The sequence below is a fragment of the Pseudomonas sp. NPDC087346 genome (assembly GCF_044744235.1).
GTDB lineage: Bacteria > Pseudomonadota > Gammaproteobacteria > Pseudomonadales > Pseudomonadaceae > Aquipseudomonas.
The window spans coordinates 16,958-43,862 of sequence record NZ_JBIUXX010000051.1 but is presented as its reverse complement, the minus strand read 5'-3'; the positions used below and the strand labels follow the sequence as shown (position 1 = coordinate 43,862).

The window sequence follows — 26,905 nt, the reverse complement described above, 5'->3', positions numbered from 1 at the left end:
AAAAATACCAATACAACAGATATCATATGAACAAGCAAAACACTTTCACAAAAATACGATCTAACCAAATACAATAGGCTTGCAACACAAGATGAAGGCTATTGCGGGCTTTTTCAAGCCCGCCGCTGATCAGACGAGCCGACCAAGCCTATTTTGAGCTGCTTATTTTAAGCTGGGCGCTGGGTGATCACTTCATCGATCAGGCCGTACTCGCGTGCGGCTTCTGCACTCATGAAGTTATCGCGGTTGGTATCACGCTCGATTTCTTCGAGGGTGCGCCCGCTATGCTTGGCCATCAGCGTGTTGAGACGCTCGCGGATGAAGAGGATTTCCTTGGCATGGATTTCGATATCCGAAGCCTGGCCCTGGAAACCGCCCAGTGGCTGGTGAATCATCACACGCGAGTTTGGCAGGCAGAAACGCTTGCCAGGAGCACCGGCCGTCAGCAGGAATGCACCCATGCTGCACGCTTGACCGATACAGGTAGTCGATACGTTGGGTTTGATGAACTGCATGGTGTCGTAGATCGACATGCCCGCTGTCACCGAACCGCCCGGGGAGTTGATATAGAGATGGATGTCCTTGTCCGGGTTTTCCGCTTCAAGGAACAGCAGTTGCGCACAGATCAGGTTGGCCATGTAGTCCTCTACCGGACCAACCAGAAAGATCACACGCTCCTTGAGCAGGCGCGAGTAAATGTCGTAAGCGCGCTCGCCACGAGCAGACTGCTCGACAACCATCGGGACCAGGCCGCCTGCGGCCTGGATATCAGAGTTCTGCTGAATATACGAATTACGGAACATGCTCTGCAGTCACTCCCAAATAGTTATGTCTTGAATACGCATAAGCCAGCTCGAAAGCTGGCTTATGGTGTGTACGTCTAACGCAGAAACGATCAGTCGGCTTGTGGAGCTTCTACCGGCTTGACTGCTTCTTCGTAAGAGACCGACTTGTCGGTCACACTGGCTTTCTGCAGAACAGTATCCACAACTTGTTCTTCAAGCACAACCGAACGCACTTCGTTCAGTTGCTGCTCGTTCTTGTAGTACCAGGACACAACCTGCTCAGGCTCTTGGTAAGCCGAAGCCATTTCCTGAATCATTTCGCGAACGCGAGCGTCGTCAGGCTTGAGGTCGAATTGCTTGACCACTTCAGCAACGATCAGACCCAGCACAACGCGGCGCTTGGCTTGCTCTTCGAACAGCTCGGCCGGCAGTTGATCAGGCTTGATGTTGCCACCGAATTGCTGAACAGCCTGCACGCGCAGACGATCAACTTCGTTGGACAGCAGAGCCTTAGGCACTTCGATCGGGTTGGTGGCCAGCAGACCGTCCATAACCTGATTTTTTACCTTGGATTTGATCGCCTGACGCAGTTCACGCTCCATGTTCTTGCGAACTTCGGTGCGGAAGCCGTCGATGCCGCTTTCCTTGATGCCGAATTGAGCGAAAAACTCTTCGTTCAGCTCTGGCAGTTTTGGCTCGGAAACGGTGTTGACAGTCACGGTGAACTCGGCGGTTTTGCCAGCCAGGTCCAGGTTCTGATAGTCCTCAGGGAAGGTCAGGTTCAGAACGCGCTCTTCGCCAGCTTTAGCGCCAACCAGGCCTTCTTCGAAGCCAGGGATCATGCGGCCGGAACCGATAACCAGCTGAGTACCCTTGGCGGAACCGCCAGCGAACACTTCGCCGTCAACCTTGCCAACGAAATCGATGTTCAGCTGATCGTCGTTCTGAGCGGCACGCTCGGTCACTTCAAAACGGGTGTTCTGCTTGCGCAGCACGTCCAGCATTTTGTCCAGATCAGCGTCAGCCACTTCGGCGCTCAGGCGCTCGACAGTGATGCCGTCGAAGCCGGCAACGGTGAACTCAGGGAACACTTCGAATACGGCTACGTATTCCAGGTCCTTGCCAGCTTCGAGCGACTTAGGCTCGATCGAAGGCGAACCAGCCGGGTTCAGCTTCTGCTCAACCACGGCTTCGTAGAAGGAGGACTGGATCACGTCGCCTACAGCTTCCTGGCGCGCATCAGCACCGAAACGGCGCTTGATTTCGCTCATTGGCACTTTGCCTGGACGGAAGCCAGCAATCTTGTCCTTTTGGGCAGTCTGCTGCAGACGCTTGTTGACCTGGCTCTCAATGCGCTCAGCCGGCACGGTGACGCTCATGCGGCGCTCAAGAGCAGTAGTATTTTCAACAGAAACTTGCATGGATATTCCTCGTTGCACAGACGTTAGCCGGCCGTTTCCGACCCCAGAATCAAGGGCATGCATTCTAGTGGGTCAAACTCAAGAAGTCACCCTACTGAAAACGGGTAAAAACGCAGCAGGCAATTTATAGGTGCGAATGCACGAGTGCACTTCACCCCGAAGACGAATACAGACAATCACGCCAGGGCTCTGCGCCAACCCCTTCTATATATAGAAGGCACTGCAATCATCTCCCTGACGGCCGATCCTGCAAGCAGGACCGACGGGCAGCGCGGCATCATCGAGAAACATGAATACGACGAAACGCCCTGCCCTGCGACCCAAAACCGGCTATCGCCGAGTTTTGAAACCGCTAAAACAAAAAAGGCGCCAGACTGTTAAATCTGGCGCCTTTCGAAATATGGGGTGGACGATGGGGATCGAACCCACGACAACGGGAGTCACAATCCCGTGCTCTACCAACTGAGCTACGCCCACCATATTGCGTAACAAAAAAGCCAATTAACTTCTTTGTTGAACTCCGCTCAAGCCAAAGGCATGAATGAAGCTTGTTTGGTGCGGATGAAGAGACTCGAACTCTTACGCCTCGCGGCGCTGGAACCTAAATCCAGTGTGTCTACCAATTCCACCACATCCGCGGATGAAGCTCTTTAAAACAAAAGCGTCAGACTGTTAGATCTGACGCTTTTCGAAATATGGGGTGGACGATGGGGATCGAACCCACGACAACGGGAGTCACAATCCCGTGCTCTACCAACTGAGCTACGCCCACCATATCGCGTTACTTGTGCCAAAGCTGCCTAATGGCGCACCCGGCAGGACTCGAACCTGCGACCATCCGCTTAGAAGGCGGATGCTCTATCCAGCTGAGCTACGGGCGCCTTGTTAATCTGTACTCTTAAAGGACTACAAACTAAGTGCTTTCCAGTCTCGCAGAATCGTAATCCCGCTCAACCTTCTTAACCAGTGCTAGGCTGTGCCCGACAAGTGCGACGAATAGTATAGAGCGCCCCGAAGGTCGTCAAATCCTTTTTGAAAAAAATTCATTTAATTAAAGGAGTTAGGGGAATTTGCTGACCAAGCGCCTTTGCCCTCACCGCCCGACATGCGAGAATGCGTTCTCTTTTTTTCACCTCTCGATGGTTAATCACGCGCAATGACTGCACAACTAATCGACGGCAAATCGATCGCCGCCAGCCTGCGCCAGCAGATCGCCAAACGAGTTGCCGAGCGTCGCCAGCAAGGCCTGCGCACTCCCGGCCTCGCGGTGATCCTGGTCGGCAGCGATCCTGCCTCTCAGGTTTATGTCTCGCACAAGCGTAAAGACTGTGAAGAGGTCGGCTTCCTCTCTCAAGCCTACGACCTGCCTAGCGAAACCACGCAAGAAGCGCTGACCGATCTGATCGATCGCCTGAATGACGATCCGGCAATCGACGGCATTCTGCTTCAGCTTCCGCTGCCCGAGCATCTGGATTCCTCTCCACTGCTGGAGCGTATTCGTCCGGATAAGGACGTCGACGGTTTCCACCCTTATAACGTCGGCCGCCTCGCCCAGCGCATCCCGCTGCTGCGTCCGTGCACCCCTAAAGGCATCATGGCTTTGCTGGAAAGCACTGGCGTTGACCTTTATGGCATGGACGCAGTGATCGTCGGCGCTTCCAACATCGTTGGTCGCCCGATGGCGATGGAACTGCTGCTGGCCGGTTGCACCGTGACCGTCACCCACCGCTTCACCAAGGATCTGGCCGGCCACGTCGGTCGTGCCGATCTGGTGGTAGTGGCCGCCGGCAAGCCGGGTCTGGTCAAAGGCGAGTGGATCAAGGAAGGCGCGATCGTGATCGACGTCGGCATCAACCGTCAGGACGACGGCAAACTGGTCGGCGACGTGGTTTATGAAACCGCCCTGCCCCGCGCTGGCTGGATCACGCCAGTACCGGGCGGTGTTGGCCCGATGACCCGTGCCTGCCTGCTGGAAAACACTCTGTATGCAGCGGAAACCCTGCATAGCTGAATCAGTTTTCCCGCTCTGAAGAACCCCGCCTTGTGCGGGGTTTTTCGTATTCGAGAAAAAACTGTAACCGTTCGACGGAAACCTCTCTTTTTACAGGGCTTTTCACGAGATTTTCAGGCTATTCAAACAACCATCGACAGTTCTTCAACCATAATCCTAGAATGCGACGTTTTAAAGAAATAACCCGTTACAAATAACGGAATATCCAACCTTTATGAGTTCGCCCGCGTGAAAATTCGTCTTTCGATTCTGAGCCTGTTTTTTGCATTTTCAGGCACATTCATCACGCCAACGATCAACGCTGCGGAAACCACCGCTGCCCCTCGTGACGCTTCGCAACTGAAGATCGCCTCCGGCAGCGCCCTGCTCATGGATATGCAGACCAACAAAGTCATTTATTCCAGCAACCCTGACGTGATCGTGCCGATCGCTTCCGTCAGCAAACTGATGACTGGCCTGGTTGTGGTTGAAGCCCGACAGAACATGGACGAATGGATCAGCGTAGACATCAGCAACACGCCAGAAATGAAAGGCGTGTTCTCCCGAGTCAAACTCAAGAGTGAACTGCCGCGTCGCGAGATGCTGTTGATCGCCCTGATGTCCTCGGAAAACCGTGCAGCTGCCAGCCTCGCGCACCACTACCCGGGCGGTTATGCAGCCTTTATCGCGGCGATGAACGCCAAGGCCAAGGCGCTGGGCATGACCAACACCCATTACGTCGAACCGACCGGTTTGTCGGAACGTAACGTTTCCACCGCGCGTGACCTGAGCAAACTGCTGGTGGCCGCGAGCAAGCATCCAATCCTCAGCGAACTTACGACCACCAAGGAAAAAACCGTGTCATTCCGTAAACCCAATTACACCTTGGGTTTCCGCAATACCGATCATTTGGTTAACAAGGCCGACTGGGACATCAAGATCACTAAAACCGGCTTTACCAATCCTGCCGGTCACTGCCTGGTATTGGTCACGCGCATGGGCAATCGTCCGGTGACGCTGGTGATTCTCGACGCGTTTGGCAAGTTCACACATTTTGCCGATGCCAGCCGGATTCGCAGTTGGGTCGAGACAGGGCGCAGCGCCAGTGTTCCGGCGGTGGCTCAACAGTACAAGGCTGAGAAGAACCTGAAGAATCGCCAGACTGGCGTGGTTGAGGCTTCGAAGTAACGGCTTCACTGCTATCTGGGACATGCGGCGAGGGAGCAACTCCCTCGCCACATTGAGATCTCACTAACCCCCAGAGATCTCAATCATTCGGCAACGGCATCTGATCATCATCAGGAATGCCATCCCCCTTGTTCGGGTCCCGCACCGGGTCCGGCGTCAGCACATTCGGCCGGGCCAGCGGATCGCGCAGCGGACTGTCCGGGTCCAGCACTGGATCAACCTCAGGTTCAGGCGTCGTCGGTACGTTCTCGGGTTTTTGATCATCGAAGCTTGAATCGGTACTCATACGCACCTCGCATCAAGGTTTCAGATTGGCTAACGGGTCGTAGGGCTTGGCCGGCTTTTTATCCTCGCCGTCCGGTTTCACGTCTTTCGGAGCTTTGGCGGGGCCGACGGGATCGACTTGTGGATCATCGAGATCCGGTGAATCCGGATCGAATCCCAGATCATGGCCCGAGGAATGCTCGGACGAGTGCGGGCCTTTCGGGGATGGGGAATCTGCCATGTTCGCCTCCTGGGTTCAGCCGCAAAATCGGGCTCTATTCCTAAGAGGCTTGCCGGGCCTGGCAGTGCCCGGCAGATGACGAACGGAGACTCAGTGTGCGTCCAGGGCCTTCTTCGCCTGCGCCGCTTCCCGCTCCTGACCGGCCTGAGCCAGCTCATCGGCAGCCTTGAGCCAGCGTTGGCGGTCGACTGCCGCTGGAATCTGCGTCGGTTTCTGGATCAACACTGCCCAGCCACCGGATTTTTCGAAGGCTGATTCAAAGGAGCTGAAACTCATCAACTCACGACGATTCATTCCGGCGCGCAGCAGCACTTTCTGTTTTTTCCGGTCGTATCCGGAAAGGATCGCGTAACGCGGTTCACTCCAGAACGAGCCTTCGCTGAAACGCACCATCACCGGATATCCCGCTGCAACCTGAGTCAGCAGCGCCGGCAAATTGCTGTCCAGCGGATACACCACCATCCCGTACTCACGAGCCAGATCTTGCAGATTCTGCTGCAACTTGTCTTCAGCGCCCGGCAAATGCAGCGGCTTTTCCAAGAGTCCCGGCGTGATCATGATGCCCTGCTGCGCCAACAGGCTGGCCAGCACCTGCGGCCCACTCTGGTTGGCGTCACCCCGATAGAACGTGCCGCTAAGCTCGACCCGCTCCGGCAGACGCTGAATCTGCGGCGCCACACTGCCCGCACACCCGACCAGCACCGCCGCACAACCGACCACCAGCAACGCCGCACGAATTCGAGAAATTACCTGCACCATCATCACTCTCTATTCAGACGCCGGTCATCGTGTTCCGGCTTGGGCGATGATCATAGGACGAGGATCGGCTGCGGTATAGCCTTAAACCGCAGACATATCGACTGCATAGAGCAAACTGATTGGTCACCAACGACCTTTGGTCAATAGCCTGAAACACCCCAGTGACTAGACTGTCACTGAAAAGGACTGATTCGAAGAATGTGCGAGCCCGACGCAGGGCAAAGAGGAGGCACTGATGAGCCTGACCATGACCATCGTAATGTTGATTGCCGGCTGGCTGGCCGTTGCCAGCGCCATGCTGTGGGGCGTGCTGCGTATTGCCCGGCGCCACCATCATCCAGTTCAGCCCGCTGCGGTCGAAAAGACTGAAAAGCACGACAGCCGTCACGCGACCGCGCACTGATTACTGAACGCCACACAAACAAAAAGGCCGCCTGGACTCTAAGAGTTCAGGCGGCCTTTTGGCTTATTGCCGATTACACAGTCAGCTTTTTCTGCCTGGCCCGACGCGACATCATGTTCAACACTTCAATCGCAGCCGAGAACGCCATGGCGGCATACACGTAACCTTTCGGCACGTGGGCGCCGAAGCCTTCGGCGATCAGCGTCATGCCGATCATGATCAGGAAGCCCAGAGCCAGCATCACCACCGTCGGGTTGTCGTTGATGAATTTGGCCAGCGGATCAGCCGCAAACAACATCACCAGTACCGAAGCCACGACCGCGATGATCATGATCGGCAAGTGTTCGGTCATGCCGACAGCGGTAATGATGCTGTCGATCGAGAACACCATGTCCAGCATCAGGATCTGCCCGATAGCGGCGGCGAAACCCAGGGTCACTTTGGAAGTCACCGAGGTTGGATCTTCCGGCGCCGGGTCCATGCTGTGATGAATCTCGGTAGTGGCTTTCCACAACAGGAACAGGCCGCCGGCGATCAGGATCATGTCCTTCCACGAGAACGCATGGCCCATGATTTCGATGACCGGAGCGGTCAACTGCACGATGAAGGCGATGGTGCTCAGCAAGCCCAGACGCAGGATCAGCGCCATGCCGATACCGATACGGCGGGCCTTCTGCCGGTGCTCTTCAGGCAATTTGTTGGTCAGGATCGAGATAAAGATCAGGTTATCGATGCCGAGCACGATCTCCATCACCACCAGTGTGGCCAAGGCAACCCATGCGGTCGGGCTGGCGGCAAGTTCTAACAGATATTCCATGGGTCAGTCCTGACTCTTGTAAGACGGATTAGATGGTCTTGGAGGAAGATTCGGTTGTTTCCGCTTCTTTTTCCGGTGCTTGTTTTTTCTCGATCAGGCCGCCAGTGGCGTCGCTGAGCGCTTGTTCAGCGGCTTTATGAGTGTCGTCAATGGCTTGCTTGGCGGTTTCGGCAGCCTTGCCCATCAACTGTTGGGCACTCTTTTCGGCCTGGTCGCAACCGGCCAGCACCACGAAAGAGGTCAGCAGCAACGCGGTAATTTTCAGTTTCATCATGCTTCCTTCGAATGAACAGACAGGGCCTACAGGCCGGCCGTCGATGGATGAGCATTCTAGGGAGGCAAACACTTCAGGAAAATTCGTATTTTTAGCGTCTATACTTCGGTTTTAACGAACTGTAGACGACCATGCTCAATTATCGACAACTGCATTACTTCTGGGTGGTGGCCAAGACCGGCAGCATTGTCCGCGCCTGCGAGCAACTGAACCTGACCCCACAAACCATCAGCGGGCAGATTTCCCTGCTGGAACACACCTACGGCATAGAGTTGTTTCGACGGGTTGGCCGACAACTTGAACTCACCGAAGCCGGGCGTCAGGCCCTGCCCTACGCCGAGCAGATGTTTCAGCTGGGCGGCGAGCTGGAGCTGATGCTGCGCGCGCAACCCAATGAACAGCAGATTCTGTTTCGCGTCGGCGTGGCGGACGTGGTGCCCAAGTCCATCGTCTATCGGCTGATCGCACCGACCATGGAACTGAGCGAACCGCTGCGCATCACCTGCCGCGAAGACAAACTCGAACGATTGCTCGCGGATCTGGCGATTCAGCGTCTGGACCTGGTGATTTCCGACAGCCCGATGCCCTCGCACCTGGACATTAAAGGCTATAGCCAGAAACTCGGCGAATGTGGGATCAGCTTTTTCGCCACTGCCGAACTCGCAGCCCGATACGGTCAGGACTTCCCGCGCAGCCTGCATGGCGCACCATTGCTGATTCCCGGCGCCGAAACCGTGGTGCGCAGCCGTTTGCAGCGCTGGTTTGCCGAGCAGCAGATCCAGCCGAAAATCGTTGGCGAGTTCGATGACAGCGCCTTGATGCAGGCATTTGGTCAGTCAGGGAGCGGGATTTTTATCGGCCCGAGCGTGATTGCCGAAGAGGTGACACGCCAGTACGGCGTCGAGCTGATTGGCCAGACCGACGCGGTGACCGAGTCGTTTTATGCCATTTCGGTGGAGCGCAAGGTCAAGCACCCCGGCATCGTTGCGATTACCGAAGGTGCCCGACGCGAGCTGTTTACCGCTTTATGAAGCTTCTGCGCAGACGTCACGCGGCTTGAGCGTCATCAGCACCATGGCGAGGAACACCGACAGCAGGATGAACCCGGCAGCGGCGAAACCGAGGAAGCCCAGGCCCGCGCTGTCGATGACTCGGCCGCCGACCATCGCGCCCAGGCCGATCCCGAGGTTGGCCCCGGCGATGTTCAGCGAGGCGGCGAAGGCCGGCGCTTCCGGCGCGGCTTTCATCAGGCGCACATGGCTGACCAGGAACAACGCAGCCTGAGTCACGCCCCAGATCCCCATCGCCACTGCCAGCCCTACCGGCGAATGAATGTTCGGCACCAGCGACACCATGCCGGCAATCATGAACGCACAGAACAACACCGACGCCCCCAGTGGATGCCGGTCAACTGCGCGACCACCCAAAGAGTTGCCGATCAAGCCGACCGCGCCGAAGCCCATCAGGCACCAGCCGACCACAGTGCCGTTGAAACCGGCGAGGCGCTCAAGAATGTCCGCCAGATAGGTGTAAGCGGTGAACATGCCGCTGAACACCAGAATCGACAGCAGTATATGGCCGAGCATCAGCGGGCTGCGCAGGATCTTGAATTGCGAGCGGAAGCTGACCTGATGCTGGTGCAGATCGGTTTTCGGCAGATAAACAAACAGCAACAGTGCCTTGGCGAACGCGATGACCGCGAGAATGCCAAAGGCGCTGCGCCAGCCGAACGCATCGGAAATCAGCGTGCCGACCGGGATGCCGAATACCGTGGCGCAGACGATGCCGAAGCCGATCTTGGCGATGGCGCGCCCGGCGTAGTCCGGGCCGACGATGTCCACGGCAGTCTCACTGGCCAAGGCCCAGAACACCGGCAGACCAAGCGCTGGAATCAACCGGGCGATGGCCATCACCCAGATATTCGGCGCCAGCATCGCCACCGTGTTGGCCAGGCCAAACATGATCAGGATGCTGATAAACAGTTTGCGGCGCTCGAAGCGGGCGAAATATGCGGTCAAGAATGGGCCGAACATCGCCACGGTGAAAGCGAATAGAGTCACCAGCAGGCCAGCCTGCGGGATGGTCACTTCAAGATCACGGGCAATCGCCGGCAACAGGCCGACGATAACGAATTCCGTGGTCAGCACCGTAAATCCGGCGGCAGACAACAGAAGAATGGGCAACAGCATGGGGAACTCCAGCAAAACGACGACACCAGCGTTGACCCGAAGGCCCGCCGGCAGAACTTGAAAATGAGGATGGAGAATCTTAACAGAGTGTTTCCGAGCTGACTTGCACAAAGCTGTCTATCTTGAAGACCAATCAGGTGGCAGATCGTCACATGCCTGAAGGACAAGGCCTACGCTGTGCTAAAGTCCGCGCCCTGAAAAACGTACAGCCTATTCAACGGCCTGTTCACTGGCGTTGATGTCGCGCCAGCCCCTTGGGTTCGTAGCTGTGGTCTGCCCTCGATTTACCACAAGCTTTACGCAACCTTGCACCTTATAAAAAATCAGAGATGCCGTCATGACTGCTTCATCCCCTTCTCTATTGCAACGCCTGAAAAGCCTGAGCCTGGTCACGCAGATCGTGATCGGCCTGATTGCCGGTATCGTACTGGCCCTGGTGGCCCCCGAGCTGGCCAAGTCCACCGCGTTCATCGGCAAGGTCTTCGTTTCGGCGTTGAAAGCCGTGGCACCGATTCTGGTGTTCGTGTTGGTGATGGCTTCGATTGCCAACCACAAGCACGGTCAGGAAACCCACATCCGCCCGATTCTGTTCCTGTACCTGCTGGGCACTTTCAGTGCCGCGGCAGTGGCGGTGGTTGCCAGCATGATGTTCCCGTCTGTGTTGGTGCTGTCCACCGACAACGTCGCGGTGACGGCGCCCGGCGGTATCGGTGAAGTCCTGCAGAGTCTGCTGTTGAGCGTGGTTGATAACCCGGTCAGCGCGCTGATGAACGCCAACTTCATCGGCATTCTCGCCTGGGCGATCGGCATGGGCGTTGCGATTCGCCATGCTGGCGACACCACTCGCGAAGTGCTTGGCGACCTGTCCAACGGTGTGACCGTGATCGTGCGTCTGGTGATTCGGTTTGCGCCGTTGGGGATTTTCGGTCTGGTCGCCTCGACCCTCGCCACCTCCGGTTTCGGCGCGCTGATCGGTTATGCACACCTGCTGATGGTGCTGCTCGGTTGCATGCTGTTCGTGGCGCTGGTGATGAACCCGCTGATCGTGTTCTGGAAGCTGCGTCGCAACCCGTACCCGCTGACCCTCCAGTGCCTGCGTGAAAGCGGCATCACGGCATTCTTCACCCGCAGCTCGGCAGCGAACATTCCGGTCAACCTGGAACTGAGCAAGCGTCTGGGCCTGCATGAAGACACGTATTCGGTGTCGATCCCGCTGGGTGCGACGATCAACATGGCCGGCGCGGCGATCACCATCACCGTACTGACCCTGGCTGCCGTGCATACCTTGGGTATTGCCGTAGACATTCCGACCGCCATTCTGCTGAGTCTGGTAGCGGCGATCTGCGCTTGCGGCGCCTCGGGCGTGGCCGGTGGCTCGCTGCTGCTGATTCCACTGGCGTGCAGCCTGTTTGGCATTCCTAGTGAGATCGCCATGCAAGTGGTTGCGGTGGGTTTCATCATTGGCGTGTTGCAGGATTCGGCGGAGACGGCGCTGAACTCGTCGACCGACGTACTGTTTACTGCGGCGGCTTGCCTGGGTGAAGAAGAAAAGGCTCAGCGTACGGCCTGAAGATCAAAAGATCGCAGCGTTCCGCAGCTCCTACATTTGGAAAGCGTTCTCCTGTAGGAGCTGCCGCAGGCTGCGATCTTTTAAAGCGACAAATAAAAAGCCCGCCAAGGCGCAAACCTTGGCGGGCTTTTTTGTGGCCGGGTGTTTAGAACGCGCCCATGTAATCGCGCTTGCCCACTTCAACGCCGTTATGACGCAGCAGATCGTAAGCAGTGGTGACGTGGAAGAAGAACTGCGGCAGACCGTAGGTCAGCAGGTAAGCCTGGCCGGTGAAGCGCTTCTCTTTCGGCGTGCCCTGACGGGTGATGATTTCGATGCCTTCCTTGCCATCGATCTGCTCTGGCTTGATCTCGCCGATGAACGCCAGAACCTTGGCGATCAGGGCTTGCAGCTCGGCGAAGGTGGTTTCGGTGTCGTCATACTTCGGCAGTTCGACTTCGGCCAGACGCGCGGAAACGCCTTTGGCGAAGTCCACGGCGATCTGCACCTGACGCACCAGCGGGAACATGTCCGGGTACAGGCGGGCTTGCAGGAAAGCGTTCGGGTCGATGTTTTTGTCGGTGGCGTGGGCTTCAGCCTTTTTCAGCACGTTGCTCAAAGCGTTGAGCATTTGCTGGAAAACCGGAACAGATGCAGCGTGCAGGGAAATGGTCATGGCAGTCTCGTGTGGTGGCGGGATTGAATCGTGGGGCGATTATAGCCGTGCCCGCGCGCGCTGCGGCTTGTCTTTTATCCAGCAAGGATTAGGCTAGGCGCCTTCGACTGCAAAGGGAACGCGCGATGACCACCGAACAAGAAACCAGCTTTGACGAACCACGGCTCAATGCCACGGAAATCCGCATTCTGGGTTCGCTGATCGAAAAACAGGCCACCAGCCCCGAATCCTATCCGTTGACCCTCAACGCACTGGTGCTGGCCTGCAACCAGAAAACCAGCCGAGAACCGGTGATGAACCTGACCCAAGGCCAGGTCGGCCAGAGCCTGCGGGCGCTTGAAGGTCGCGGTTTCGCCAAACTGGTAATGGGGAGTCGTGCCGACCGCTGGGAGCACAAGGTCGACAAGGCGCTCGAACTGGTGCCGGCGCAGGTGATTCTTTCAGGCTTGATGTTTCTGCGCGGTCCGCAAACCGTCAATGAACTGCTGACCCGCAGCGGGCGCATGCACGAGTTTGAAGACGCCGAGCAGGTGGTGCATCAGCTCGAACGCCTGATTGCTCGAGGCCTGGCGGTGCTGATTCCGCGTCAGGCTGGTCAACGTGAAGATCGCTACACCCATGCGCTGGGCGATCCGGCGGATATCGAGGTGATTATGGCCGCGCGGCAAAACCCTCAGGAACGCAGTGCGGGCGGCGCGGTGTCGGTCGAGCGGATCGAAGAGCTGGAAGCACGGATTGCGGCACTGGAAGAGCGCTTGTCGCGCCTCGAATAATCAGGCACACGCGATAACTGTGGGAGCGGGCTTGCCCGCGATTGCGATGGTTTACCGCTAAATATGTGTCGGGTGTACCGGCCTCATCGCGGGCAAGCCCGCTCCCACAGGGTCTGCGGCAGCTTGGGAGTTTCCAAGACTATTCCCCATCCCAGTAATCCACGCCATTCGCTTGCCGTGCCACAGCAACGAAGCCTGAGGCATTGCCCTCGGCGTCGATCTTGAAGTTATCCATCACCGCATACTTGTTCGAGTCCGGATATTCACAGATGTCCGGCTGCTGCTGGGTGCTGACCGCCAGATAGCGCAACTCGGCGTCACTGGTATTGATGATCTGATGCGCAGTTTCCGGGCCACCCGGCGGGCAGGCGATCACATCGCCAGCACGGATCGGGAAACGCTCGGCGCCCAGGCGAACCTCGCCCTCCCCGGCCACCACGAAAAACATCTCTTCATTGACCCGATGACTGTGAAACGGGCTGCCGCGCATGCCCGGTGGCAGCGCATATAAACGGTAGCCGAGCTTCTGCGCGCCCAGTTGCTGGCCGATTCGGGCCATGCTCTGCTGATATCGTCCGGCGGTTTCGCCTTCGGGGGCGAGGGCTTCGGGCAGCGGTTCGAGTTCGACCTGGTGCAGGTTGAGAATGGGCGGATGCATGCAAACCTCGGCTTTTTTGTGATGGGCAAGTCTGTGCTTGCTGGGGATTCAGTATAGGCAACCCGAAAACCGCAGTGTCTTCATCGCTGGCAAGCCAGCTCCCACAGGCTTTTGTGCTGGATTCATATTATGTGAACGACACAAAACCTTGTGGGAGCTGGCTTGCCAGCGATGAGGCCAGTTCAGCCAGCACAAAAGCCACGGTAATCAGCTACGGGCAAAGCCCACCGCCGCCTCGAACTGCTCAACCGTCGGGCGCACCCCGGTGTACAACACAAACTGCTCCAGCGCCTGAATCGCAATCACCTCAAGCCCGGTAATCACTCGTTTGCCTTCAGCCCGACCGCGCACGATCAAGGGCGTTTCCGAGGGAATCGCCACCACATCGAACACGGTCTCAGCCGATTTGATAACCTCAGGCTCAAACGCCAGTTGCCCCGCCTCCGGCCCGCCGTCCATCCCGACCGGCGTGACGTTGATCAACATCTGCGGACGCTCGTCGCCCATCTCGGCCTGCCAGCGATAACCCAGCGAATCCGCCAGCGCCCGCCCTGCACGCTCGTTTCGGGCAACGATCAAACCGTTTTTATAGCCACCATCCCGCAAGGCACTGGCCACCGCTTTGGCCATGCCGCCGCTGCCACGCAGGGCGAACGTCGATTCCTTGGGCACCGCGTGGGTTTCCAGCAATTGGGCGATGGCGATGTAATCGGTGTTGTAGGCCTTGAGGTGGCCGTCGGTGTTGACGATGGTATTGATCGACTGAATCGCCGCCGCCGACGCATCCAGTTCATCGACCAGCGCAATACTTGCTTCCTTGAACGGCATCGACACGCCGCACCCGCGAATGCCGAGTGCGCGAATCCCGCCCACGGCGCCCGGCAAGTCCTGGCTGCTGAAAGCCTTGTAGTAGAAATTCAGCCCCAACTGCTCGTACAAATGGTTATGAAACCGCAGACCGAAGTTCCCGGGACGCCCGGACAGGGACATACACAATTGGGTGTCTTTATTGGGGTTCATCTGCATGAAACTTTCTCCTTCAAACGCACTTTCAGATGGACGGAATGACGCACGGCACCCGTTCTGTTCGATCATATCGAGGTGTCTGCAACAGGCGTTAGGTGACTGTAAGCAAACGGGTACAGACCCTTACACAAACTTTACCTAACGGCTGTGCTGATTTTCAAAACGACGCTGTCTTAGAAGTATCCCCGCGATAATCCTTGGGTCTATTTGCAGATTCAAGCGCTGGGTTGAACAACGAGGAATTATCATGATCCGTAAACTTCCTGGCTTAGCTTTGCTGATCGGTGCATTGGCTGTTGCCGGACAGGCGCAAGCCGGTGGTTACTATTATCACGGTGGTGGCTATGGCCATGGCGGCGGTTGCTGCTGGGGCGGCGGTCACGCTGGATGGGTAGGCCCTGCCGCGGTCGGCGCCGTGTTGGGCGCAGTGGTAGCGGGTTCGGTGATGTCCTCACCGCGCACGGTTTACGTGCAGCAACCGGTCTATGTGCAACCCCAACCGGTCTACGCTCCGCCACCGGTCTACTACCAGCCACCACCTCCACCGGTTTATTACCAGCCACCTGGCTACTACGTTCAGCCTCGTTACTAAGGCCGACGTCCAGAGCTTTCGGGCTGTAAATGAAACAGGCTCCGCCGCAAGGCGGGGCCTGTTTTCGTTTCAGGGTGTCTGAATAAATCTCGCCGAGGTCGCTATCGGGACTACGCTGGCGGCTAGAATCGTCATGATTGACGTAAACCCTTCCGTCTTTTTTTGCGGAATACGGTCATATTTATGTCATCTCGGGCCCGCAAGCTTGGGCCGTCCGCAAACAACAGGTCGATAACAACAAGGACGAATGTATGCCAACACAAAACCCGCACCGCATCGTCGGTCTGTGCACCTCAAGCAAGGTGTACAGCGCTTTGACTGAACTCAAGCACCTTGAGGGCCACCGCTGCGCCAAGCTTCTTTCGCTGCTGGCGGAAAATCTGGTGCACAAAGGGCTGCTCAATGAGCGCGAAGTGATGCACATGCTCGATCAAGTGGTGGATTGAGGCCTGACCTCACTGGCGTCAATGACCACTATCGAAAGCGTTGATTGTCGGTAAAACCGTCGAGCCCCTAAGGTACCCCCATAGATTGATGGAGGTACGTGTCATGGCTCAGGTTCAAATCATGTCGGTAATCGGCAGCGCTGTTCCCGCTTCACTCAGAGCATCGGGCTTGCTCGCCTGCTGGTATCTGATGCGCGATGGCGAGCCGATCAGCGGCCCGCTGACTTCGTTGCCTGCCGCTCAGGCCCTGTCGGAAAAAATCGTCAGCAACCCTTTCCGCGCTTAAGGCAGTTGCACTTTCGGCTTGTTCTCGATGAACAACGCCCAGCTCGACATGAACAAGGCCGCGATCAGTGGCCCGATGACGAAGCCGTTCAGGCCAAACACCGCCAGACCGCCGAGGGTCGAGATCAGAATCATGTAATCCGGCATCCGCGTGTCCTTGCCGACCAGAATCGGTCGCAGCACGTTATCCACCAGGCCGATCACAAATACCCCGAACAACCCCAGCACCACGCCCTGCCAGATCATCCCGCTGAGCAGGAAGTACGCCGCCACCGGTGCCCAGACAATCCCCGCCCCCACCGCCGGCAACAGCGACAGAAACGCCATCGCTACCGCCCAGAGCAACGCGCTCGGAATATCCAGAAACCAGAAAATCGCCCCGCCCAGCGCGCCCTGCGTGATCGCAACCACGAGATTGCCTTTCACCGTGGCGCGTACCACCCGGTTGAATTTCAGCTGCAAGCGTCGTTTGTGATTCTCCTGCAAGGGCACCGCGGTGCGGATCTTGCGCACCAGCTCAGGGCCATCGCGCAGAAAGAAAAACAGCAGGTAAAGCATGATGCCGAAGCTGACGACAAACTCGAACGTGCCCTGGCCGAAACTGAACGCCTGACTCGCCAGCACCTGACTGCCCTGCATTGACGCCTTGACGATTTTCTCGCGCAGACCGTTGAGTTCGCCCATACCGAAGCGGTCGAGCAGGTGTTGAAAGTACGGCGGCAGGCTGTGTTTGAACTGCGCCACGTAGGCGGCAATGTCCAGATCACCGCTTTCGATGTTCTTGTACAGCGTCGCGCCTTCCTGCACTAACAGCACGCTGATGATGATCACCGGCAAAATCGCGATCACCAGACAGATGAACAACGTGCACAGCGACGTCAGGTTGCGCTGCCAGCCAAATCGCTGCTGCAACTGGCGCTGCATCGGCGCAAACAGAATGCCCAGAATGACCGCCCAGAACACCGCGCCGTAGAACGGCAGCAGAATCCAGATAAAGGCTACCGTCACCAGCAGCAACAGCACGGCGAGGGATTTGTTTTGCAGATTCTTTTCGTTCATGTCCGGTCCATGTCAGTCAGGCGTCGTGCACGCCCCGGTGCTTAGTCAACCGGGGCGTGCACGAGTGCCATCTTTATTCATGGAGCATAGTTGCCGATGACTCAGCGCACTGGCAGCTTGATGATCTGCGCGGTGGTCATCACGTCGCCGAAGGTATCTTCGACTTCAGCCAGAGCGGACTGATGCAGCGAATCCTTGTCGACGGAAACACCGTTGGCGCGGGTGATGGCGCGGGTTGCCGAGGCGTCGGACGCCACGATCACGTTGTATCCCAGTGGCGCTGCATCACGCGCGGCACCAGCCACGCAAGCGTGAGTCATCAGGCCCGAGATGATCACCGTCTCGATACCGGACTTCTTCAGACGTTCGTTCAAATCAGTGCTGCCAAATACGCTGACAGTGGTCTTTTGCAGCACTACGTCCTTGGCTCGCGGCTGCATGTCCGGGTGGAATTTCACCGTTTCGCCATCAATCGCGAACACCGCAGAGCCGGCCGGCGCGACATGTTGTACGTGATACACCGGGATTTTGTGGCTGTCGGCAAAAGCCATCAGCTCGCGGGTTTTCGCCAGTGCAGCCGCACCGTCCGGGATCGGCATTTTGCCGGTGAAGTATTCATTCTGGAAATCGATCACCAACAGCGCGGATTTGCCGGCCGGCAGTTGCTGGGTTGGCGTCGCCCCCGACATCGCCCGAATGGTTGGGTGGCTGTTGTCGGCCATCGCGCCAGTGCTGGCCAATACGCCGGAAATTGCACAAGCGGAGAGAAAACGACGAGTAAAACGCTGCATGGGAATTTCCTTTCTTCAGTTGAGTAGATGGAGGAAATCTTAAGCAGGCGTCGCCCAATCGAACACAGTGCCGGCAGCACATGATCTGTGCTGTTTCTGCACAGATCGAACGCCTGAACCCAAACATAGATTCAGATCAATGACCCCCGCTTGCAACCGGTCTACCCTGCCGCACTTTTGCGACCGACGCTGCCATGACTCTCACACCTTCCCTTGCCGCACCGGAGCTGCTCGCCCCCGCCGGCACCCTGAAAAACATGCGCTACGCCTTCGCCTACGGCGCCGATGCGGTCTATGCCGGCCAGCCGCGATACAGCCTGCGAGTGCGCAACAACGAGTTCGATCATGCCAACCTGGCGCTCGGCATTCGCGAGGCGCAGATGCAGGGCAAACGTTTCTACGTGGTAGTCAACATCGCCCCGCACAACGCCAAGCTGAAGACCTTTCTCAAGGATCTGGAACCGGTGATCGAGATGGCACCGGACGCGCTGATCATGTCCGACCCGGGCCTGATCATGCTGGTGCGCCGGCATTTTCCGCAGATGCCGATTCATCTGTCGGTGCAGGCGAATACGGTCAACTGGGCGAGCGTCGAGTTCTGGCAGCAACAGGGTCTGAACCGGATCATCCTCTCGCGTGAACTGTCGCTGGAAGAAATCGCCGAGATTCGCCGGCAAGTGCCGGAGATGGAGCTGGAGGTGTTCGTCCACGGTGCGCTGTGCATGGCGTATTCCGGGCGCTGCCTGCTGTCGGGTTACATGAACAAACGTGATGCCAATCAGGGCAGCTGCACCAACGCCTGCCGCTGGAAATACTCGGCGCAACCGGCCACGGAAAACCAGCTCGGCGACATCGTGCAGACCTGTGAGCCGACGCCGACCCTTGGCCTCGGTACACCAACCGACCAGGTGTTTCTGTTGCAGGAAGCCAATCGCCCGGACGAGTTGATGCCGGCCTTCGAAGACGAGCACGGCACGTACATCATGAACGCCAAGGACCTGCGCGCTGTGCAGCACGTCGAGCGACTGACGCGGATGGGCGTGCATTCATTGAAGATCGAGGGGCGCACCAAATCGCACTTCTATTGCGCACGCACCACTCAGGTGTATCGGCGGGCGATTGACGATGCGGTGGCCGGACGGGAGTTTGATCGCAGCCTGATGACGGATCTCGAGTCCCTGGCCCAGCGGGGTTATACCGAAGGTTTTCTGCGGCGCCATGTGCATGACGAGTACCAGAATTACCAGCACGGCAGCTCGGTGTCGGAGCGTCAGCAGTTTGTTGGCGAATTGACCGGGGAACGCCGTGATCGGCTGGCGGAGGTCAAGGTGAAGAACCGCTTTGGTTTGGGGGATCATCTGGAGCTGATGACGCCCAAGGGTAACTTTCACTTCGATCTGCATCAGTTGCAGAACCTCAAGGGCGAGGCAATCGAAGTGGCCCCGGGGGATGGGCATACCGTTTACCTGCCAATCCCGGATGCGGTGGACCTTCGCTTCGGCCTACTGATGCGCGACCTGACAAACACATAACCCTGTAGGAGCTGCGGCACGCTGCGATCTGTTGACTTTGGCTTTTAAAAACAGGATCAAAAGATCGCAGCGTGCCGCAGCTCCTACAAGTGCCGGGCGGTCAGGCGAACTCCTCACGCAACATCGCCACAAACGCCTCACGCGCCGGGTGCACCCCGGCGTTTTCATGCCAGTAAAACAAATTGTCGACCGCCGTCAGTTCCGGGAATTCATACCCCACACACCCGGCCCCTTTGGCGTACTGCTCATACACGCCTTTGGGTACCAGCGCGACGCCAGCCCCGGCACTCACGCAGCCGACAATCGCCCCGTAACTGGCCAGACTGACAATCGGCAGCGCCTGCCCCTGACGCAATAACCAATGCTCCAACGCCGCCCGATACGGACAGCCCTGCGGCCACATGAACACGGTTTTGTCCTGCAGATCATTGATATCGCGCACCGGCCCGAACGAGGTCGATGCGATCAGCAGCAACTCTTCGCGATACATCGGCGTGCGCTTGAGTTGTGAACGTTCGACATCCACGGCAACGATGGCGCCGTCGAGTCGATGACTGACCGTGTCATCAAGCAACTGCCCCCAGGTGCCCGTGGTCAGCTCCAGCGCGACACGCGGATAGCGCTTGTGAAACTTCGCCAGCAAGCGTGGCAAACGCCCGGTGGCCGAAGACTCGATGGCACCGATGCGCAGCGGGCCGGACGGTTCTGCGGCCGGATCGACTGCGCGTTTGGCTTCGGCCGTCAGCGCCAGAATTTTCTCGGCATACGCCAGAAAGGTTTGCCCCGCCGGACTGATGCGCAATCCGCGCCCCTCGCGTAGAAACAACGCCACGCCCAGTTCGGCCTCCAGCGCCTTGATGCGCGCGGTGATATTCGACGGCACGCAAAACAGCTTTTCGGCGGCCTTGGCGATGCTGCCAAGGTCGGCCACGGTCTTGAACATGCGGATCTGCGCCAGCTCCATACTCATCACTCAAAGTGAACATTCAGCGCAGTATAAGTCAGTTGTGGAGACCTATACCGCTGTCGATACTCGGCGCATCAAGCCTCAGGTGCCCGATCATGCCGCCGCTCTCTGCATCACCAACCAGAATCGTTTTAGCCATGATGTTCGTCGTTGGCTGCTGGGCGTACTCGCCGACCGGTATTCATATCGGCCTGCAAGCGTATGAACCCGGCCATCTGGCGTTGTTGCGGTTTCTCCTGGCGTCGTTGTTCATGGCGGTGATCGCCGCGTTCAACGGCATTCGCCTGCCACGACTGCGTGATGTGCCGCTGCTGTTCGCGCTGGGATTCTTTGCGGTCAGCCTGCACCACGTTGCGCTGAACATCGGCCAGCAAAGCGTGAGCGCCGGGGCGTCCAGTGTGTTGGCGCAATCGACGCCGTTGTTCAGCACATTACTCGCACGTTTCCTGTTCAAGGATCAGGTCAGCGCCTGGCGCTGGGGCTGTGTGCTACTGGGGTTGGTTGGTGTAGTGATTGTTGTCAGCGGCGACCGTGGGCTCGGTCATCTCGATGCGCATGCGCTGCTGATCCTGCTGGCGGCAGTGTCGTGGAGCATTTACTTCGCGCTGCAAAAACATCATGCCCAGCGCTACGACGGCTTGAGCCTGGTGTGTTATGCGGTGTGGTCGGGGACGTTGTTGCTGCTGATTTATTTGCCGGGGCTGGGTGAAGCGGTTGTAAAAGCGCCGTTGCGAGTGCAATGGGCGGTGCTGGCGCTGGGCGTGTTTCCCAGCGCCCTCGCCTATCTGGCGTGGGGATTTGTGCTCAAGCATGTGGATCTGAGCCGGGCGACGATGACGCTGTATCTGATTCCGCCGACGGCGATGGGGATTGCTTCGGGGGACTGGGTGAGCGGCCTAACCTTATGGTTTTGGTGGGGGCGGCGGTGGTGTTGATCAGTGTGCTGGCGCTGAATCTGGAGCGACGGGTTTTGCTGGTTCGGGCGGCTGGGGTTTGATCCGGATATTCAGTGATGCTGATGCCGTCATCGCCAGCAGGCTGGCTCCCACATTTGAAATGCATTCCCCTGTGGGAGCCAGCCTGCAGTGATGCTGATGCCGTCATCGCCAGCAGGCTGGCTCCCACATTTGAAACGCATTCCCCTGTGGGAGCCAGCCTGCTGGCGATGACGGCGTCAGGAACGACATCAATCAACCTCAGCGTCGATCATCCGACAACGGCGTCGGCTCATCCGCCGGCGGCACATCATCATCCGCCGCCGGGTCCTTCCAGTCTTCCGGCCGATCCGCATCACTCAACGGATCGCGCCCGGGCGACATCCCCGGAGGCGCATCGTGGTCCGCCAGACTGGGCTCATCCGTGCCGGGCATTGTCGTGTGGGTTGGATCGGTTGGAATCGCGCCACCCTGAAACAGCGAATCATCAGCCATGACACACCTCTTGAAAAAGGCCCGGAAAGCCCAGGTCGTACAGGTTGGAAATCTTGCCCTGTACGACGTGCCATCGAACAGACCAGCGGCACTCAACCCTGCGCGGAAAACCGGTCGCGACTGTTGGTCAGGTGCAACCACATCGCTGCCCGCGCTGCATCCGGGTCCTGACGTTTGATCGCGTTGAGGATCGCCTCATGCTCCAGGTTCGCCAACTGCCCCAGCTTGCTCAAATCCGCCGCCCCGCGTTCAACGGCATTGACCCGGGTTCGCGGAATCATCGCACTGCCCAGATGCTGCATGATCTCGCTGAAACAAACGTTGCCGGTGGCTTCGGCGATCAATAGGTGAAAGCGCCGGTCGGCTTCGACGCAACTGTCGTTGTTCGCCAGCAGACTTTGATAATCGTCGAGTGCCTGCCGCATCTGTAGCAGTTGCTGTTCACTGCGCCGCAGTGCCGCCAATGCCGCTGCCTGCGTTTCCAGCCCCATGCGCAACTCCAGAATGCTGCGCACCCCCAATGCCGTATCGACGTTCAGCCGCAGGCCCTGCTCCGGCGCCCGTTCAATGACGAAAGTACCGATGCCATGGCGGGTCTCCACCAGGCCCGAGGCCTGCAATTTGGATATCGCCTCGCGCACCACCGTGCGACTGACGCCGTGCTCCTGAACGATAGCGTTTTCCGACGGCAACTTGTCCCCAGGCAGCATCTGGCCGAGCAGGATGCTCTGGGTCAGTTTCTCCACCAGGTCATGGGCCAGATTATGGGCGCGCTTGCGGGCGGGGGCGTCGAGGTCTTCTTGCATGGTCAATGTCCGGCGATCGGGGGCAGTCGGATCGTAGCACTGCCCGTCTCGACACAGATTGAAATTTTGCCACCAACTTGTATGACAACACTCAAGAAAACGGTGGCTAAACGTGTAAAAACGACCTTCATGTGCGTTTAGAAAGACTGATTTTCAACGCAAAACCAGAATCACCAACCGAGCAAAACCTTAGCAATCATTAGCCTAAAAAACTATAAATGCATAAAAACCCACTTCGATCGCCAAAAATAATTGGTCTTCTCTACTTGTAGGACAAAAAATTCAAGTTGTATGATGTCTATCAACATCGCAGCATCAGCAACGCCCCGCATAAAAATAATCAGTGGGAGAAAACCAAGTGAAATCATCCATCGCCGGGATGAATGAAGGCGTCGATTCGACGCTGACATCCGCCATCTCGAAAGTGAAACGCCACATCCTGCCGCTCTTCGTGATCATGTTCATCGTCAATTACATTGACCGGGTGAACATCGGTTTCGTCCGCACACACATGGAACACGACCTTGGCATCGGTGCTGCCGCCTATGGTTTCGGCGCCGGTCTGTTCTTCATCGGTTATGCATTATTCGAAGTTCCTTCCAATATCCTTTTGCAAAAAGTCGGTGCACGTATCTGGCTGACCCGGATCATGCTGACCTGGGGTCTGGTGGCGGCCAGCATGGCGTTTATCCAGAACGAAACGCATTTTTATGTGCTGCGGTTTCTGCTCGGTGTCGCCGAGGCGGGCTTCTTTCCAGGCGTGATCTACTACTTCACTCGCTGGCTGCCCGGCGCCGAGCGCGGCAAGGCCATTGCGATTTTCCTCAGTGGTTCAGCCGTGGCTTCACTGATCTCCGGCCCGCTGTCCGGCCTGCTTCTGCAAATAGAAGGACTGGGGCTGCATGGCTGGCAGTGGATGTACTTCATCGAGGGCATGTTTTCGGTGAGCCTGTGCGTGTTCGTGTGGTTCTGGCTCGACGCCAAACCGCATGACGCCAAGTGGCTGACCCGCGCCGAACAGGATGCGCTGGTCAATGCCATCGACGCCGAACAACTGGCCCGCGAAGCCGCGACACCGATCAAGCCGTCACTGGGCAAACTGCTCAAGGATCGCCAGATCATTCTGTTCTGCCTGATCTACTTCTTCATCCAGTTGACCATCTATGCCGCGACGTTCTGGCTGCCGAGCATCATCAAGAAAATGGGTGACATGAGCGACTTCCAGGTCGGCTTGTTCAACTCGATTCCCTGGCTGCTGTCGATCATCGGTATGTATGCCTTCGCGACGTTCTCGGCGAAATGGAAGCACCAGCAGGCGTGGGTGGCCACCGCATTGTTGATTGCTGCAGCGGGGATGTTCATGTCCACCACGGGCGGACCGATCTTCGCCTTCGTCGCGATCTGCTTCGCGGCGCTGGGCTTCAAGTCGGCGTCGTCGCTGTTCTGGCCGATTCCACAGGCGTATCTGGATGCGCGCATCGCTGCGGCGGTCATCGCGCTGATCAATTCGGTGGGCAACCTCGGCGGTTTCGTTGCGCCGACCACGTTCGGCTTGCTTGAACAGAACACCGGTTCGATTCAGGGCGGCTTATATGGTCTGGCCGCTACGTCGATCATCGCCGCGATCATCGTGTTCTTCGCCCGCACCACGCCAAAAACCACCCCTGATGTCGCCGTGGCCGATGCCGCGCCGAAACACGCCTGAATTCCGTTTGAAAGGATCATGACAATGACTGCACACGACACTGCCAAAGCTCCGATCATCACCGACATGCAAGTGATCCCGGTCGCCGGTCACGACGGCATGCTGCTTAACCTGAGCGGCGCTCACGGGCCTTTTTTCACCCGAAACATCGTCATCCTCAAGGACAATGCCGGCCACACCGGCGTCGGTGAAGTGCCCGGTGGCGAGCGCATCCGCCAAACGATCGAAGATGCGCGCAGCCTGGTGGTCGGCAGCCCGATTGGCACCTATCAGAAGATCCTCAATCAGGTCCGCCAAACCTTTGCCGACCGCGATGCCGGTGGCCGTGGTCTGCAAACCTTCGATCTGCGCATCACCATCCACGCCGTGACCGGACTGGAAGCCGCCCTGCTCGATCTGCTCGGCCAACACCTCGACGTACCGGTAGCGGCGCTGCTCGGTGAAGGTCAGCAACGCGATGAAGTGAAGATGCTCGGGTATCTGTTCTACGTCGGCGACCAACGCGAAACCGACCTCGCCTATCGCAGCGAGCCGGACGCCGACAACGACTGGTTCCGCGTGCGCCATGAGCGAGCGATGAGCGCCGACGCCGTAGTTCGTCTGGCCGAAGCCGCCCATGCGCGCTACGGCTTCAAGGATTTCAAACTCAAGGGCGGCGTGCTCAGCGGTGACGCGGAAATCGAAGCGGTGACCGCGCTGGCCGAACGCTTTCCCGATGCGCGGATCACCCTTGATCCGAACGGTGCGTGGTCACTCAAAGAAGCGATTCGGCTATGCCGCGACCAGCATCATGTGCTGGCTTACGCCGAAGACCCGTGCGGTGCGGAAAATGGTTATTCGGGGCGCGAAGTGATGGCCGAGTTTCGCCGCGCCACCGGACTGAAAACCGCCACCAACATGATTGCCACCGACTGGCGGGAAATGGGCCATGCGATCCAGTTGCAATCGGTGGACATTCCGCTGGCGGACCCGCACTTCTGGACCATGCAGGGCTCGGTCCGCGTCGCGCAGATGTGCCACGAATGGGGCCTGACCTGGGGCTCGCACTCCAATAACCACTTCGACATTTCGCTGGCAATGTTCACCCATGTGGCCGCCGCCGCGCCGGGCGAAATCACCGCCATCGACACCCACTGGATCTGGCAGGACGGTCAGCGCCTGACCAAAGCGCCATTGCAGATTGTCGGCGGCTGCGTGCAGGTGCCGAAAAAGTCGGGATTGGGCGTCGAACTGGATCTGGATCAGGTGGCCAAGGCGCACGAGTTGTACAAAGGCATGGGACTTGGCGCCCGGGATGACAGCGTGGCGATGCAGTTCCTGATCCCGGGCTGGAAGTTCGACAACAAGCGGCCCTGCCTGGTGCGCTGAACCGGAACTGGCGACCGATTCGGCCGGATCAGTTCGAGGCTTGCAGCAGCCAGGCCTTGAACGCAGCCATCGCCGAGGATTCCGGGCGGGACTGCAACCGCGTCAGCCAATAGCTGCCGGTGGTGATTTCAATCGCAAACGGCTGGCGGATGCTGTCCGCCGCCAGTTGCCGGGCGAACATCAGCGGTGGCGCGAGGGCCACGCCACCGCCCTGCAACGCGGCTTCCATCATCGCCAGTGACGAGTCAAAGACGATGCTTTGCGGTGGCGCGGCATGGGTCGCCAGACCAGCAGCGTGAAACCACTCCGGCCATTCGTCGGTGCGATACGAACGCAGCAACGTCTGTTGCAGCAAATCCCCCGGACTGTGCAATTGCCGGGCGATTTCCGGCACACACAACACCGACAGCGGTGCTTCGAGCAAACGGGTCGCCTCGATGCCATGCCACGCCCCGGCGCCAAAGCGGATGGCGTAATCCAGCCCCTCAGCGGCGACATCCACCCGGTTGTTGTTGGTCGACAGCCGCAAATCTATGAGCGGATGTTTCGCCCGGAACTCCGCCAGCCTCGGCAACAGCCAACCCACGGCGAACGTGCCCACCGCGCCGACCGTTAACATCTCGCGATACTGCCCACCCGCGAGGCGCTCCAGAATTTGCGCGATATGATCGAATGATGTGCTCAGCACCGGCAACAGGGTTTCGCCCTCGCTGGTCAGCATCAGCCCACGAGGCAGGCGTTTGAACAGGGTTACGCTGAGTTGCGCTTCGAGGCTTTTGACCTGATGGCTGACGGCAGCCTGGGTCACACACAGCTCCACCGCTGCGCGGGTAAAACTCAGATGACGCGCCGAGGCTTCGAAAGCGCGCAGCGCGTTGAGTGGCAATTGTGGTCGAATCATGCCAAGCCCC

Annotated in this window: 29 protein-coding genes, 4 tRNA genes and 1 pseudogene; 13 read left to right on the top strand and 21 right to left on the bottom strand. The window is 58.2% G+C overall.

Features of this window, described 5'->3' with window-relative positions; translation table 11 throughout:
* Positions 1–167: 167 nt before the first annotated feature.
* From clpP to ACIOZM_RS24340, 6 genes are all read right to left on the bottom strand, one after another.
* Positions 168–803, bottom strand: coding sequence for an ATP-dependent Clp endopeptidase proteolytic subunit ClpP (gene clpP, locus ACIOZM_RS24365; protein ID WP_017339698.1), 636 nt, complete (start codon positions 801–803; stop codon positions 168–170).
* A gap of 92 nt (positions 804–895) precedes the next feature.
* Positions 896–2,206 carry a trigger factor gene (gene tig / locus ACIOZM_RS24360; protein ID WP_401218294.1) on the bottom strand — a complete coding sequence of 437 codons (1,311 nt, stop codon included), beginning with the start codon at positions 2,204–2,206 and terminating at the stop codon, positions 896–898.
* Positions 2,207–2,607: 401 nt separating this feature from the next.
* A tRNA-His gene (locus ACIOZM_RS24355) sits at positions 2,608–2,683 on the bottom strand.
* A 76-nt stretch (positions 2,684–2,759) separates the two neighbouring features.
* Positions 2,760–2,844: transfer RNA gene (locus tag ACIOZM_RS24350), tRNA-Leu, on the bottom strand.
* A gap of 58 nt (positions 2,845–2,902) precedes the next feature.
* A tRNA-His gene (locus tag ACIOZM_RS24345) sits at positions 2,903–2,978 on the bottom strand.
* A gap of 32 nt (positions 2,979–3,010) precedes the next feature.
* Positions 3,011–3,087, bottom strand: a tRNA-Arg gene (locus tag ACIOZM_RS24340).
* A gap of 275 nt (positions 3,088–3,362) precedes the next feature.
* Between ACIOZM_RS24340 and folD the strand changes: the two genes are divergently transcribed.
* Both folD and pbpG read left to right on the top strand, forming a co-directional pair.
* Positions 3,363–4,217 (top strand): bifunctional methylenetetrahydrofolate dehydrogenase/methenyltetrahydrofolate cyclohydrolase FolD, encoded by an 855-nt coding sequence (gene folD / locus ACIOZM_RS24335; RefSeq protein WP_401218291.1) that lies wholly within the window; start codon positions 3,363–3,365, stop codon positions 4,215–4,217.
* Positions 4,218–4,445: 228 nt separating this feature from the next.
* Positions 4,446–5,384 (top strand): D-alanyl-D-alanine endopeptidase, encoded by a 939-nt coding sequence (gene pbpG / locus ACIOZM_RS24330; protein WP_401218288.1) that lies wholly within the window; start codon positions 4,446–4,448, stop codon positions 5,382–5,384.
* A 79-nt stretch (positions 5,385–5,463) separates the two neighbouring features.
* Here pbpG and ACIOZM_RS24325 read toward each other — a convergent pair whose 3' ends face one another.
* From ACIOZM_RS24325 to ACIOZM_RS24315, 3 genes are all read right to left on the bottom strand, one after another.
* On the bottom strand, positions 5,464–5,670 hold the full coding sequence (locus ACIOZM_RS24325) for a hypothetical protein (protein WP_401218285.1): 207 nt from the start codon (positions 5,668–5,670) through the stop codon (positions 5,464–5,466).
* A gap of 12 nt (positions 5,671–5,682) precedes the next feature.
* Positions 5,683–5,889, bottom strand: a complete 207-nt coding sequence (locus tag ACIOZM_RS24320; RefSeq protein ID WP_401218282.1) for a DUF6021 family protein — start codon at positions 5,887–5,889, stop codon at positions 5,683–5,685.
* Positions 5,890–5,979: 90 nt separating this feature from the next.
* A complete protein-coding gene (locus ACIOZM_RS24315; RefSeq protein ID WP_401218303.1) occupies positions 5,980–6,648 on the bottom strand; it encodes a peptidase C39 family protein in 669 nt (222 codons plus the stop codon).
* A 235-nt stretch (positions 6,649–6,883) separates the two neighbouring features.
* Between ACIOZM_RS24315 and ACIOZM_RS24310 the strand changes: the two genes are divergently transcribed.
* On the top strand, positions 6,884–7,051 hold the full coding sequence (locus tag ACIOZM_RS24310) for a hypothetical protein (RefSeq protein WP_401218279.1): 168 nt from the start codon (positions 6,884–6,886) through the stop codon (positions 7,049–7,051).
* 73 nt (positions 7,052–7,124) lie between these two features.
* Here ACIOZM_RS24310 and ACIOZM_RS24305 read toward each other — a convergent pair whose 3' ends face one another.
* A complete protein-coding gene (locus ACIOZM_RS24305) occupies positions 7,125–7,868 on the bottom strand; it encodes a TerC family protein (RefSeq protein WP_401218276.1) in 744 nt (247 codons plus the stop codon).
* Positions 7,869–7,896: 28 nt separating this feature from the next.
* Positions 7,897–8,139: a hypothetical protein gene (locus ACIOZM_RS24300; RefSeq protein WP_401218273.1), complete on the bottom strand. Its 243-nt coding sequence runs from the start codon at positions 8,137–8,139 to the stop codon at positions 7,897–7,899.
* 134 nt (positions 8,140–8,273) lie between these two features.
* On the opposite strand from ACIOZM_RS24300, the gene nhaR reads away from it, so the two are divergent.
* Positions 8,274–9,173, top strand: coding sequence for a transcriptional activator NhaR (nhaR, locus tag ACIOZM_RS24295; RefSeq protein ID WP_401218270.1), 900 nt, complete (start codon positions 8,274–8,276; stop codon positions 9,171–9,173).
* Here the strand turns inward: nhaR and ACIOZM_RS24290 are convergent.
* Positions 9,168–10,331, bottom strand: coding sequence for an MFS transporter (locus tag ACIOZM_RS24290; protein WP_401218267.1), 1,164 nt, complete (start codon positions 10,329–10,331; stop codon positions 9,168–9,170). The genes nhaR and ACIOZM_RS24290 overlap by 6 nt on opposite strands.
* 337 nt (positions 10,332–10,668) lie before the next feature.
* On the opposite strand from ACIOZM_RS24290, the gene sstT reads away from it, so the two are divergent.
* Positions 10,669–11,901, top strand: a complete 1,233-nt coding sequence (gene sstT, locus ACIOZM_RS24285) for a serine/threonine transporter SstT (protein WP_401218264.1) — start codon at positions 10,669–10,671, stop codon at positions 11,899–11,901.
* 145 nt (positions 11,902–12,046) lie between these two features.
* Here sstT and ACIOZM_RS24280 read toward each other — a convergent pair whose 3' ends face one another.
* Positions 12,047–12,556: a DUF1993 family protein gene (locus tag ACIOZM_RS24280; protein WP_401218262.1), complete on the bottom strand. Its 510-nt coding sequence runs from the start codon at positions 12,554–12,556 to the stop codon at positions 12,047–12,049.
* 125 nt (positions 12,557–12,681) lie between these two features.
* Here ACIOZM_RS24280 and ACIOZM_RS24275 point away from each other — a divergent pair, with 125 nt between their 5' ends.
* The gene (locus ACIOZM_RS24275) at positions 12,682–13,329 is read left to right on the top strand and encodes a YceH family protein (protein ID WP_401218259.1); all 648 of its coding nucleotides are present in this window, start codon (positions 12,682–12,684) and stop codon (positions 13,327–13,329) included.
* 139 nt (positions 13,330–13,468) lie between these two features.
* Here ACIOZM_RS24275 and ACIOZM_RS24270 read toward each other — a convergent pair whose 3' ends face one another.
* Together ACIOZM_RS24270 and ACIOZM_RS24265 are read right to left on the bottom strand one after the other, a co-directional pair.
* The gene (locus ACIOZM_RS24270) at positions 13,469–13,987 is read right to left on the bottom strand and encodes a cupin domain-containing protein (protein WP_401218257.1); all 519 of its coding nucleotides are present in this window, start codon (positions 13,985–13,987) and stop codon (positions 13,469–13,471) included.
* Positions 13,988–14,194: 207 nt separating this feature from the next.
* Positions 14,195–15,013, bottom strand: coding sequence for a shikimate 5-dehydrogenase (locus tag ACIOZM_RS24265; protein WP_401218254.1), 819 nt, complete (start codon positions 15,011–15,013; stop codon positions 14,195–14,197).
* A gap of 247 nt (positions 15,014–15,260) precedes the next feature.
* Here ACIOZM_RS24265 and ACIOZM_RS24260 point away from each other — a divergent pair, with 247 nt between their 5' ends.
* The 3 genes from ACIOZM_RS24260 (at position 15,261) to ACIOZM_RS24250 (ending at position 16,337) form a co-directional block, all read left to right on the top strand.
* Positions 15,261–15,605 carry a hypothetical protein gene (locus tag ACIOZM_RS24260; RefSeq protein WP_401218251.1) on the top strand — a complete coding sequence of 115 codons (345 nt, stop codon included), beginning with the start codon at positions 15,261–15,263 and terminating at the stop codon, positions 15,603–15,605.
* A gap of 251 nt (positions 15,606–15,856) precedes the next feature.
* A complete protein-coding gene (locus ACIOZM_RS24255) occupies positions 15,857–16,051 on the top strand; it encodes a hypothetical protein (protein WP_129391949.1) in 195 nt (64 codons plus the stop codon).
* Between the two features lie 103 nt (positions 16,052–16,154).
* Entirely contained in the window at positions 16,155–16,337 is a 183-nt protein-coding gene (locus ACIOZM_RS24250; RefSeq protein WP_401218248.1) for a hypothetical protein, read from the top strand.
* Here ACIOZM_RS24250 and ACIOZM_RS24245 read toward each other — a convergent pair.
* The gene (locus ACIOZM_RS24245; protein ID WP_401218245.1) at positions 16,334–17,395 is read right to left on the bottom strand and encodes an AI-2E family transporter; all 1,062 of its coding nucleotides are present in this window, start codon (positions 17,393–17,395) and stop codon (positions 16,334–16,336) included. The two genes, ACIOZM_RS24250 and ACIOZM_RS24245, sit on opposite strands and share 4 nt — an antisense overlap.
* Positions 17,396–17,496: 101 nt before the next feature.
* Positions 17,497–18,186 (bottom strand): cysteine hydrolase family protein, encoded by a 690-nt coding sequence (locus ACIOZM_RS24240; protein ID WP_401218242.1) that lies wholly within the window; start codon positions 18,184–18,186, stop codon positions 17,497–17,499.
* Positions 18,187–18,380: 194 nt separating this feature from the next.
* Between ACIOZM_RS24240 and yegQ the strand changes: the two genes are divergently transcribed.
* Positions 18,381–19,718 (top strand): tRNA 5-hydroxyuridine modification protein YegQ, encoded by a 1,338-nt coding sequence (gene yegQ, locus ACIOZM_RS24235; protein ID WP_401218240.1) that lies wholly within the window; start codon positions 18,381–18,383, stop codon positions 19,716–19,718.
* Positions 19,719–19,818: 100 nt separating this feature from the next.
* Here the strand turns inward: yegQ and ACIOZM_RS24230 are convergent, their stop codons facing one another.
* Positions 19,819–20,682 (bottom strand): LysR family transcriptional regulator, encoded by an 864-nt coding sequence (locus ACIOZM_RS24230; protein WP_401218300.1) that lies wholly within the window; start codon positions 20,680–20,682, stop codon positions 19,819–19,821.
* Positions 20,683–20,780: 98 nt separating this feature from the next.
* Between ACIOZM_RS24230 and ACIOZM_RS24225 the strand changes: the two are divergent.
* Positions 20,781–21,682 (top strand): annotated as a pseudogene (locus tag ACIOZM_RS24225) (DMT family transporter).
* A gap of 199 nt (positions 21,683–21,881) precedes the next feature.
* Here the strand turns inward: ACIOZM_RS24225 and ACIOZM_RS24220 are convergent.
* Both ACIOZM_RS24220 and ACIOZM_RS24215 read right to left on the bottom strand, forming a co-directional pair.
* Positions 21,882–22,115, bottom strand: a complete 234-nt coding sequence (locus ACIOZM_RS24220; RefSeq protein ID WP_401218237.1) for a hypothetical protein — start codon at positions 22,113–22,115, stop codon at positions 21,882–21,884.
* 92 nt (positions 22,116–22,207) lie between these two features.
* The gene (locus tag ACIOZM_RS24215) at positions 22,208–22,921 is read right to left on the bottom strand and encodes a FadR/GntR family transcriptional regulator (protein ID WP_401218235.1); all 714 of its coding nucleotides are present in this window, start codon (positions 22,919–22,921) and stop codon (positions 22,208–22,210) included.
* 358 nt (positions 22,922–23,279) lie between these two features.
* Here ACIOZM_RS24215 and ACIOZM_RS24210 point away from each other — a divergent pair, with 358 nt between their 5' ends.
* Positions 23,280–24,626, top strand: a complete 1,347-nt coding sequence (locus ACIOZM_RS24210; protein ID WP_401218232.1) for an MFS transporter — start codon at positions 23,280–23,282, stop codon at positions 24,624–24,626.
* Positions 24,627–24,650: 24 nt separating this feature from the next.
* The gene (gudD, locus tag ACIOZM_RS24205) at positions 24,651–25,994 is read left to right on the top strand and encodes a glucarate dehydratase (protein WP_401218230.1); all 1,344 of its coding nucleotides are present in this window, start codon (positions 24,651–24,653) and stop codon (positions 25,992–25,994) included.
* A 28-nt stretch (positions 25,995–26,022) separates the two neighbouring features.
* Here the strand turns inward: gudD and ACIOZM_RS24200 are convergent, their stop codons facing one another.
* Complete coding sequence (locus ACIOZM_RS24200; RefSeq protein WP_401218227.1) at positions 26,023–26,895, bottom strand: LysR family transcriptional regulator; 873 nt, start codon at positions 26,893–26,895, stop codon at positions 26,023–26,025.
* Positions 26,896–26,905: the final 10 nt, after the last annotated feature.

Bases quoted from the DNA above. Each gene is read 5' to 3' on its own strand.
- ACIOZM_RS24325 (WP_401218285.1), bottom strand. From the start codon at position 5,670: ATGAGTACCGATTCAAGCTTCGATGATCAAAAACCCGAGAACGTACCG.
- ACIOZM_RS24260 (WP_401218251.1), top strand. From the start codon at position 15,261: ATGATCCGTAAACTTCCTGGCTTAGCTTTGCTGATCGGTGCATTGGCT.
- tig (WP_401218294.1), bottom strand. From the start codon at position 2,206: ATGCAAGTTTCTGTTGAAAATACTACTGCTCTTGAGCGCCGCATGAGC.
- ACIOZM_RS24310 (WP_401218279.1), top strand. From the start codon at position 6,884: ATGAGCCTGACCATGACCATCGTAATGTTGATTGCCGGCTGGCTGGCC.
- clpP (WP_017339698.1), bottom strand. From the start codon at position 803: ATGTTCCGTAATTCGTATATTCAGCAGAACTCTGATATCCAGGCCGCA.
- folD (WP_401218291.1), top strand. From the start codon at position 3,363: ATGACTGCACAACTAATCGACGGCAAATCGATCGCCGCCAGCCTGCGC.
- ACIOZM_RS24280 (WP_401218262.1), bottom strand. From the start codon at position 12,556: ATGACCATTTCCCTGCACGCTGCATCTGTTCCGGTTTTCCAGCAAATG.
- nhaR (WP_401218270.1), top strand. From the start codon at position 8,274: ATGCTCAATTATCGACAACTGCATTACTTCTGGGTGGTGGCCAAGACC.
- ACIOZM_RS24230 (WP_401218300.1), bottom strand. From the start codon at position 20,682: ATGGAGCTGGCGCAGATCCGCATGTTCAAGACCGTGGCCGACCTTGGC.
- ACIOZM_RS24215 (WP_401218235.1), bottom strand. From the start codon at position 22,921: ATGCAAGAAGACCTCGACGCCCCCGCCCGCAAGCGCGCCCATAATCTG.
- ACIOZM_RS24265 (WP_401218254.1), bottom strand. From the start codon at position 15,013: ATGCAGATGAACCCCAATAAAGACACCCAATTGTGTATGTCCCTGTCC.
- ACIOZM_RS24320 (WP_401218282.1), bottom strand. From the start codon at position 5,889: ATGGCAGATTCCCCATCCCCGAAAGGCCCGCACTCGTCCGAGCATTCC.
- ACIOZM_RS24220 (WP_401218237.1), bottom strand. From the start codon at position 22,115: ATGGCTGATGATTCGCTGTTTCAGGGTGGCGCGATTCCAACCGATCCA.
- ACIOZM_RS24315 (WP_401218303.1), bottom strand. From the start codon at position 6,648: ATGGTGCAGGTAATTTCTCGAATTCGTGCGGCGTTGCTGGTGGTCGGT.
- gudD (WP_401218230.1), top strand. From the start codon at position 24,651: ATGACTGCACACGACACTGCCAAAGCTCCGATCATCACCGACATGCAA.
- ACIOZM_RS24245 (WP_401218245.1), bottom strand. From the start codon at position 17,395: ATGAACGAAAAGAATCTGCAAAACAAATCCCTCGCCGTGCTGTTGCTG.
- ACIOZM_RS24275 (WP_401218259.1), top strand. From the start codon at position 12,682: ATGACCACCGAACAAGAAACCAGCTTTGACGAACCACGGCTCAATGCC.
- ACIOZM_RS24300 (WP_401218273.1), bottom strand. From the start codon at position 8,139: ATGAAACTGAAAATTACCGCGTTGCTGCTGACCTCTTTCGTGGTGCTG.
- ACIOZM_RS24290 (WP_401218267.1), bottom strand. From the start codon at position 10,331: ATGCTGTTGCCCATTCTTCTGTTGTCTGCCGCCGGATTTACGGTGCTG.
- ACIOZM_RS24250 (WP_401218248.1), top strand. From the start codon at position 16,155: ATGGCTCAGGTTCAAATCATGTCGGTAATCGGCAGCGCTGTTCCCGCT.
- ACIOZM_RS24255 (WP_129391949.1), top strand. From the start codon at position 15,857: ATGCCAACACAAAACCCGCACCGCATCGTCGGTCTGTGCACCTCAAGC.
- yegQ (WP_401218240.1), top strand. From the start codon at position 18,381: ATGACTCTCACACCTTCCCTTGCCGCACCGGAGCTGCTCGCCCCCGCC.
- sstT (WP_401218264.1), top strand. From the start codon at position 10,669: ATGACTGCTTCATCCCCTTCTCTATTGCAACGCCTGAAAAGCCTGAGC.
- ACIOZM_RS24270 (WP_401218257.1), bottom strand. From the start codon at position 13,987: ATGCATCCGCCCATTCTCAACCTGCACCAGGTCGAACTCGAACCGCTG.
- ACIOZM_RS24240 (WP_401218242.1), bottom strand. From the start codon at position 18,186: ATGCAGCGTTTTACTCGTCGTTTTCTCTCCGCTTGTGCAATTTCCGGC.
- ACIOZM_RS24305 (WP_401218276.1), bottom strand. From the start codon at position 7,868: ATGGAATATCTGTTAGAACTTGCCGCCAGCCCGACCGCATGGGTTGCC.
- ACIOZM_RS24200 (WP_401218227.1), bottom strand. From the start codon at position 26,895: ATGATTCGACCACAATTGCCACTCAACGCGCTGCGCGCTTTCGAAGCC.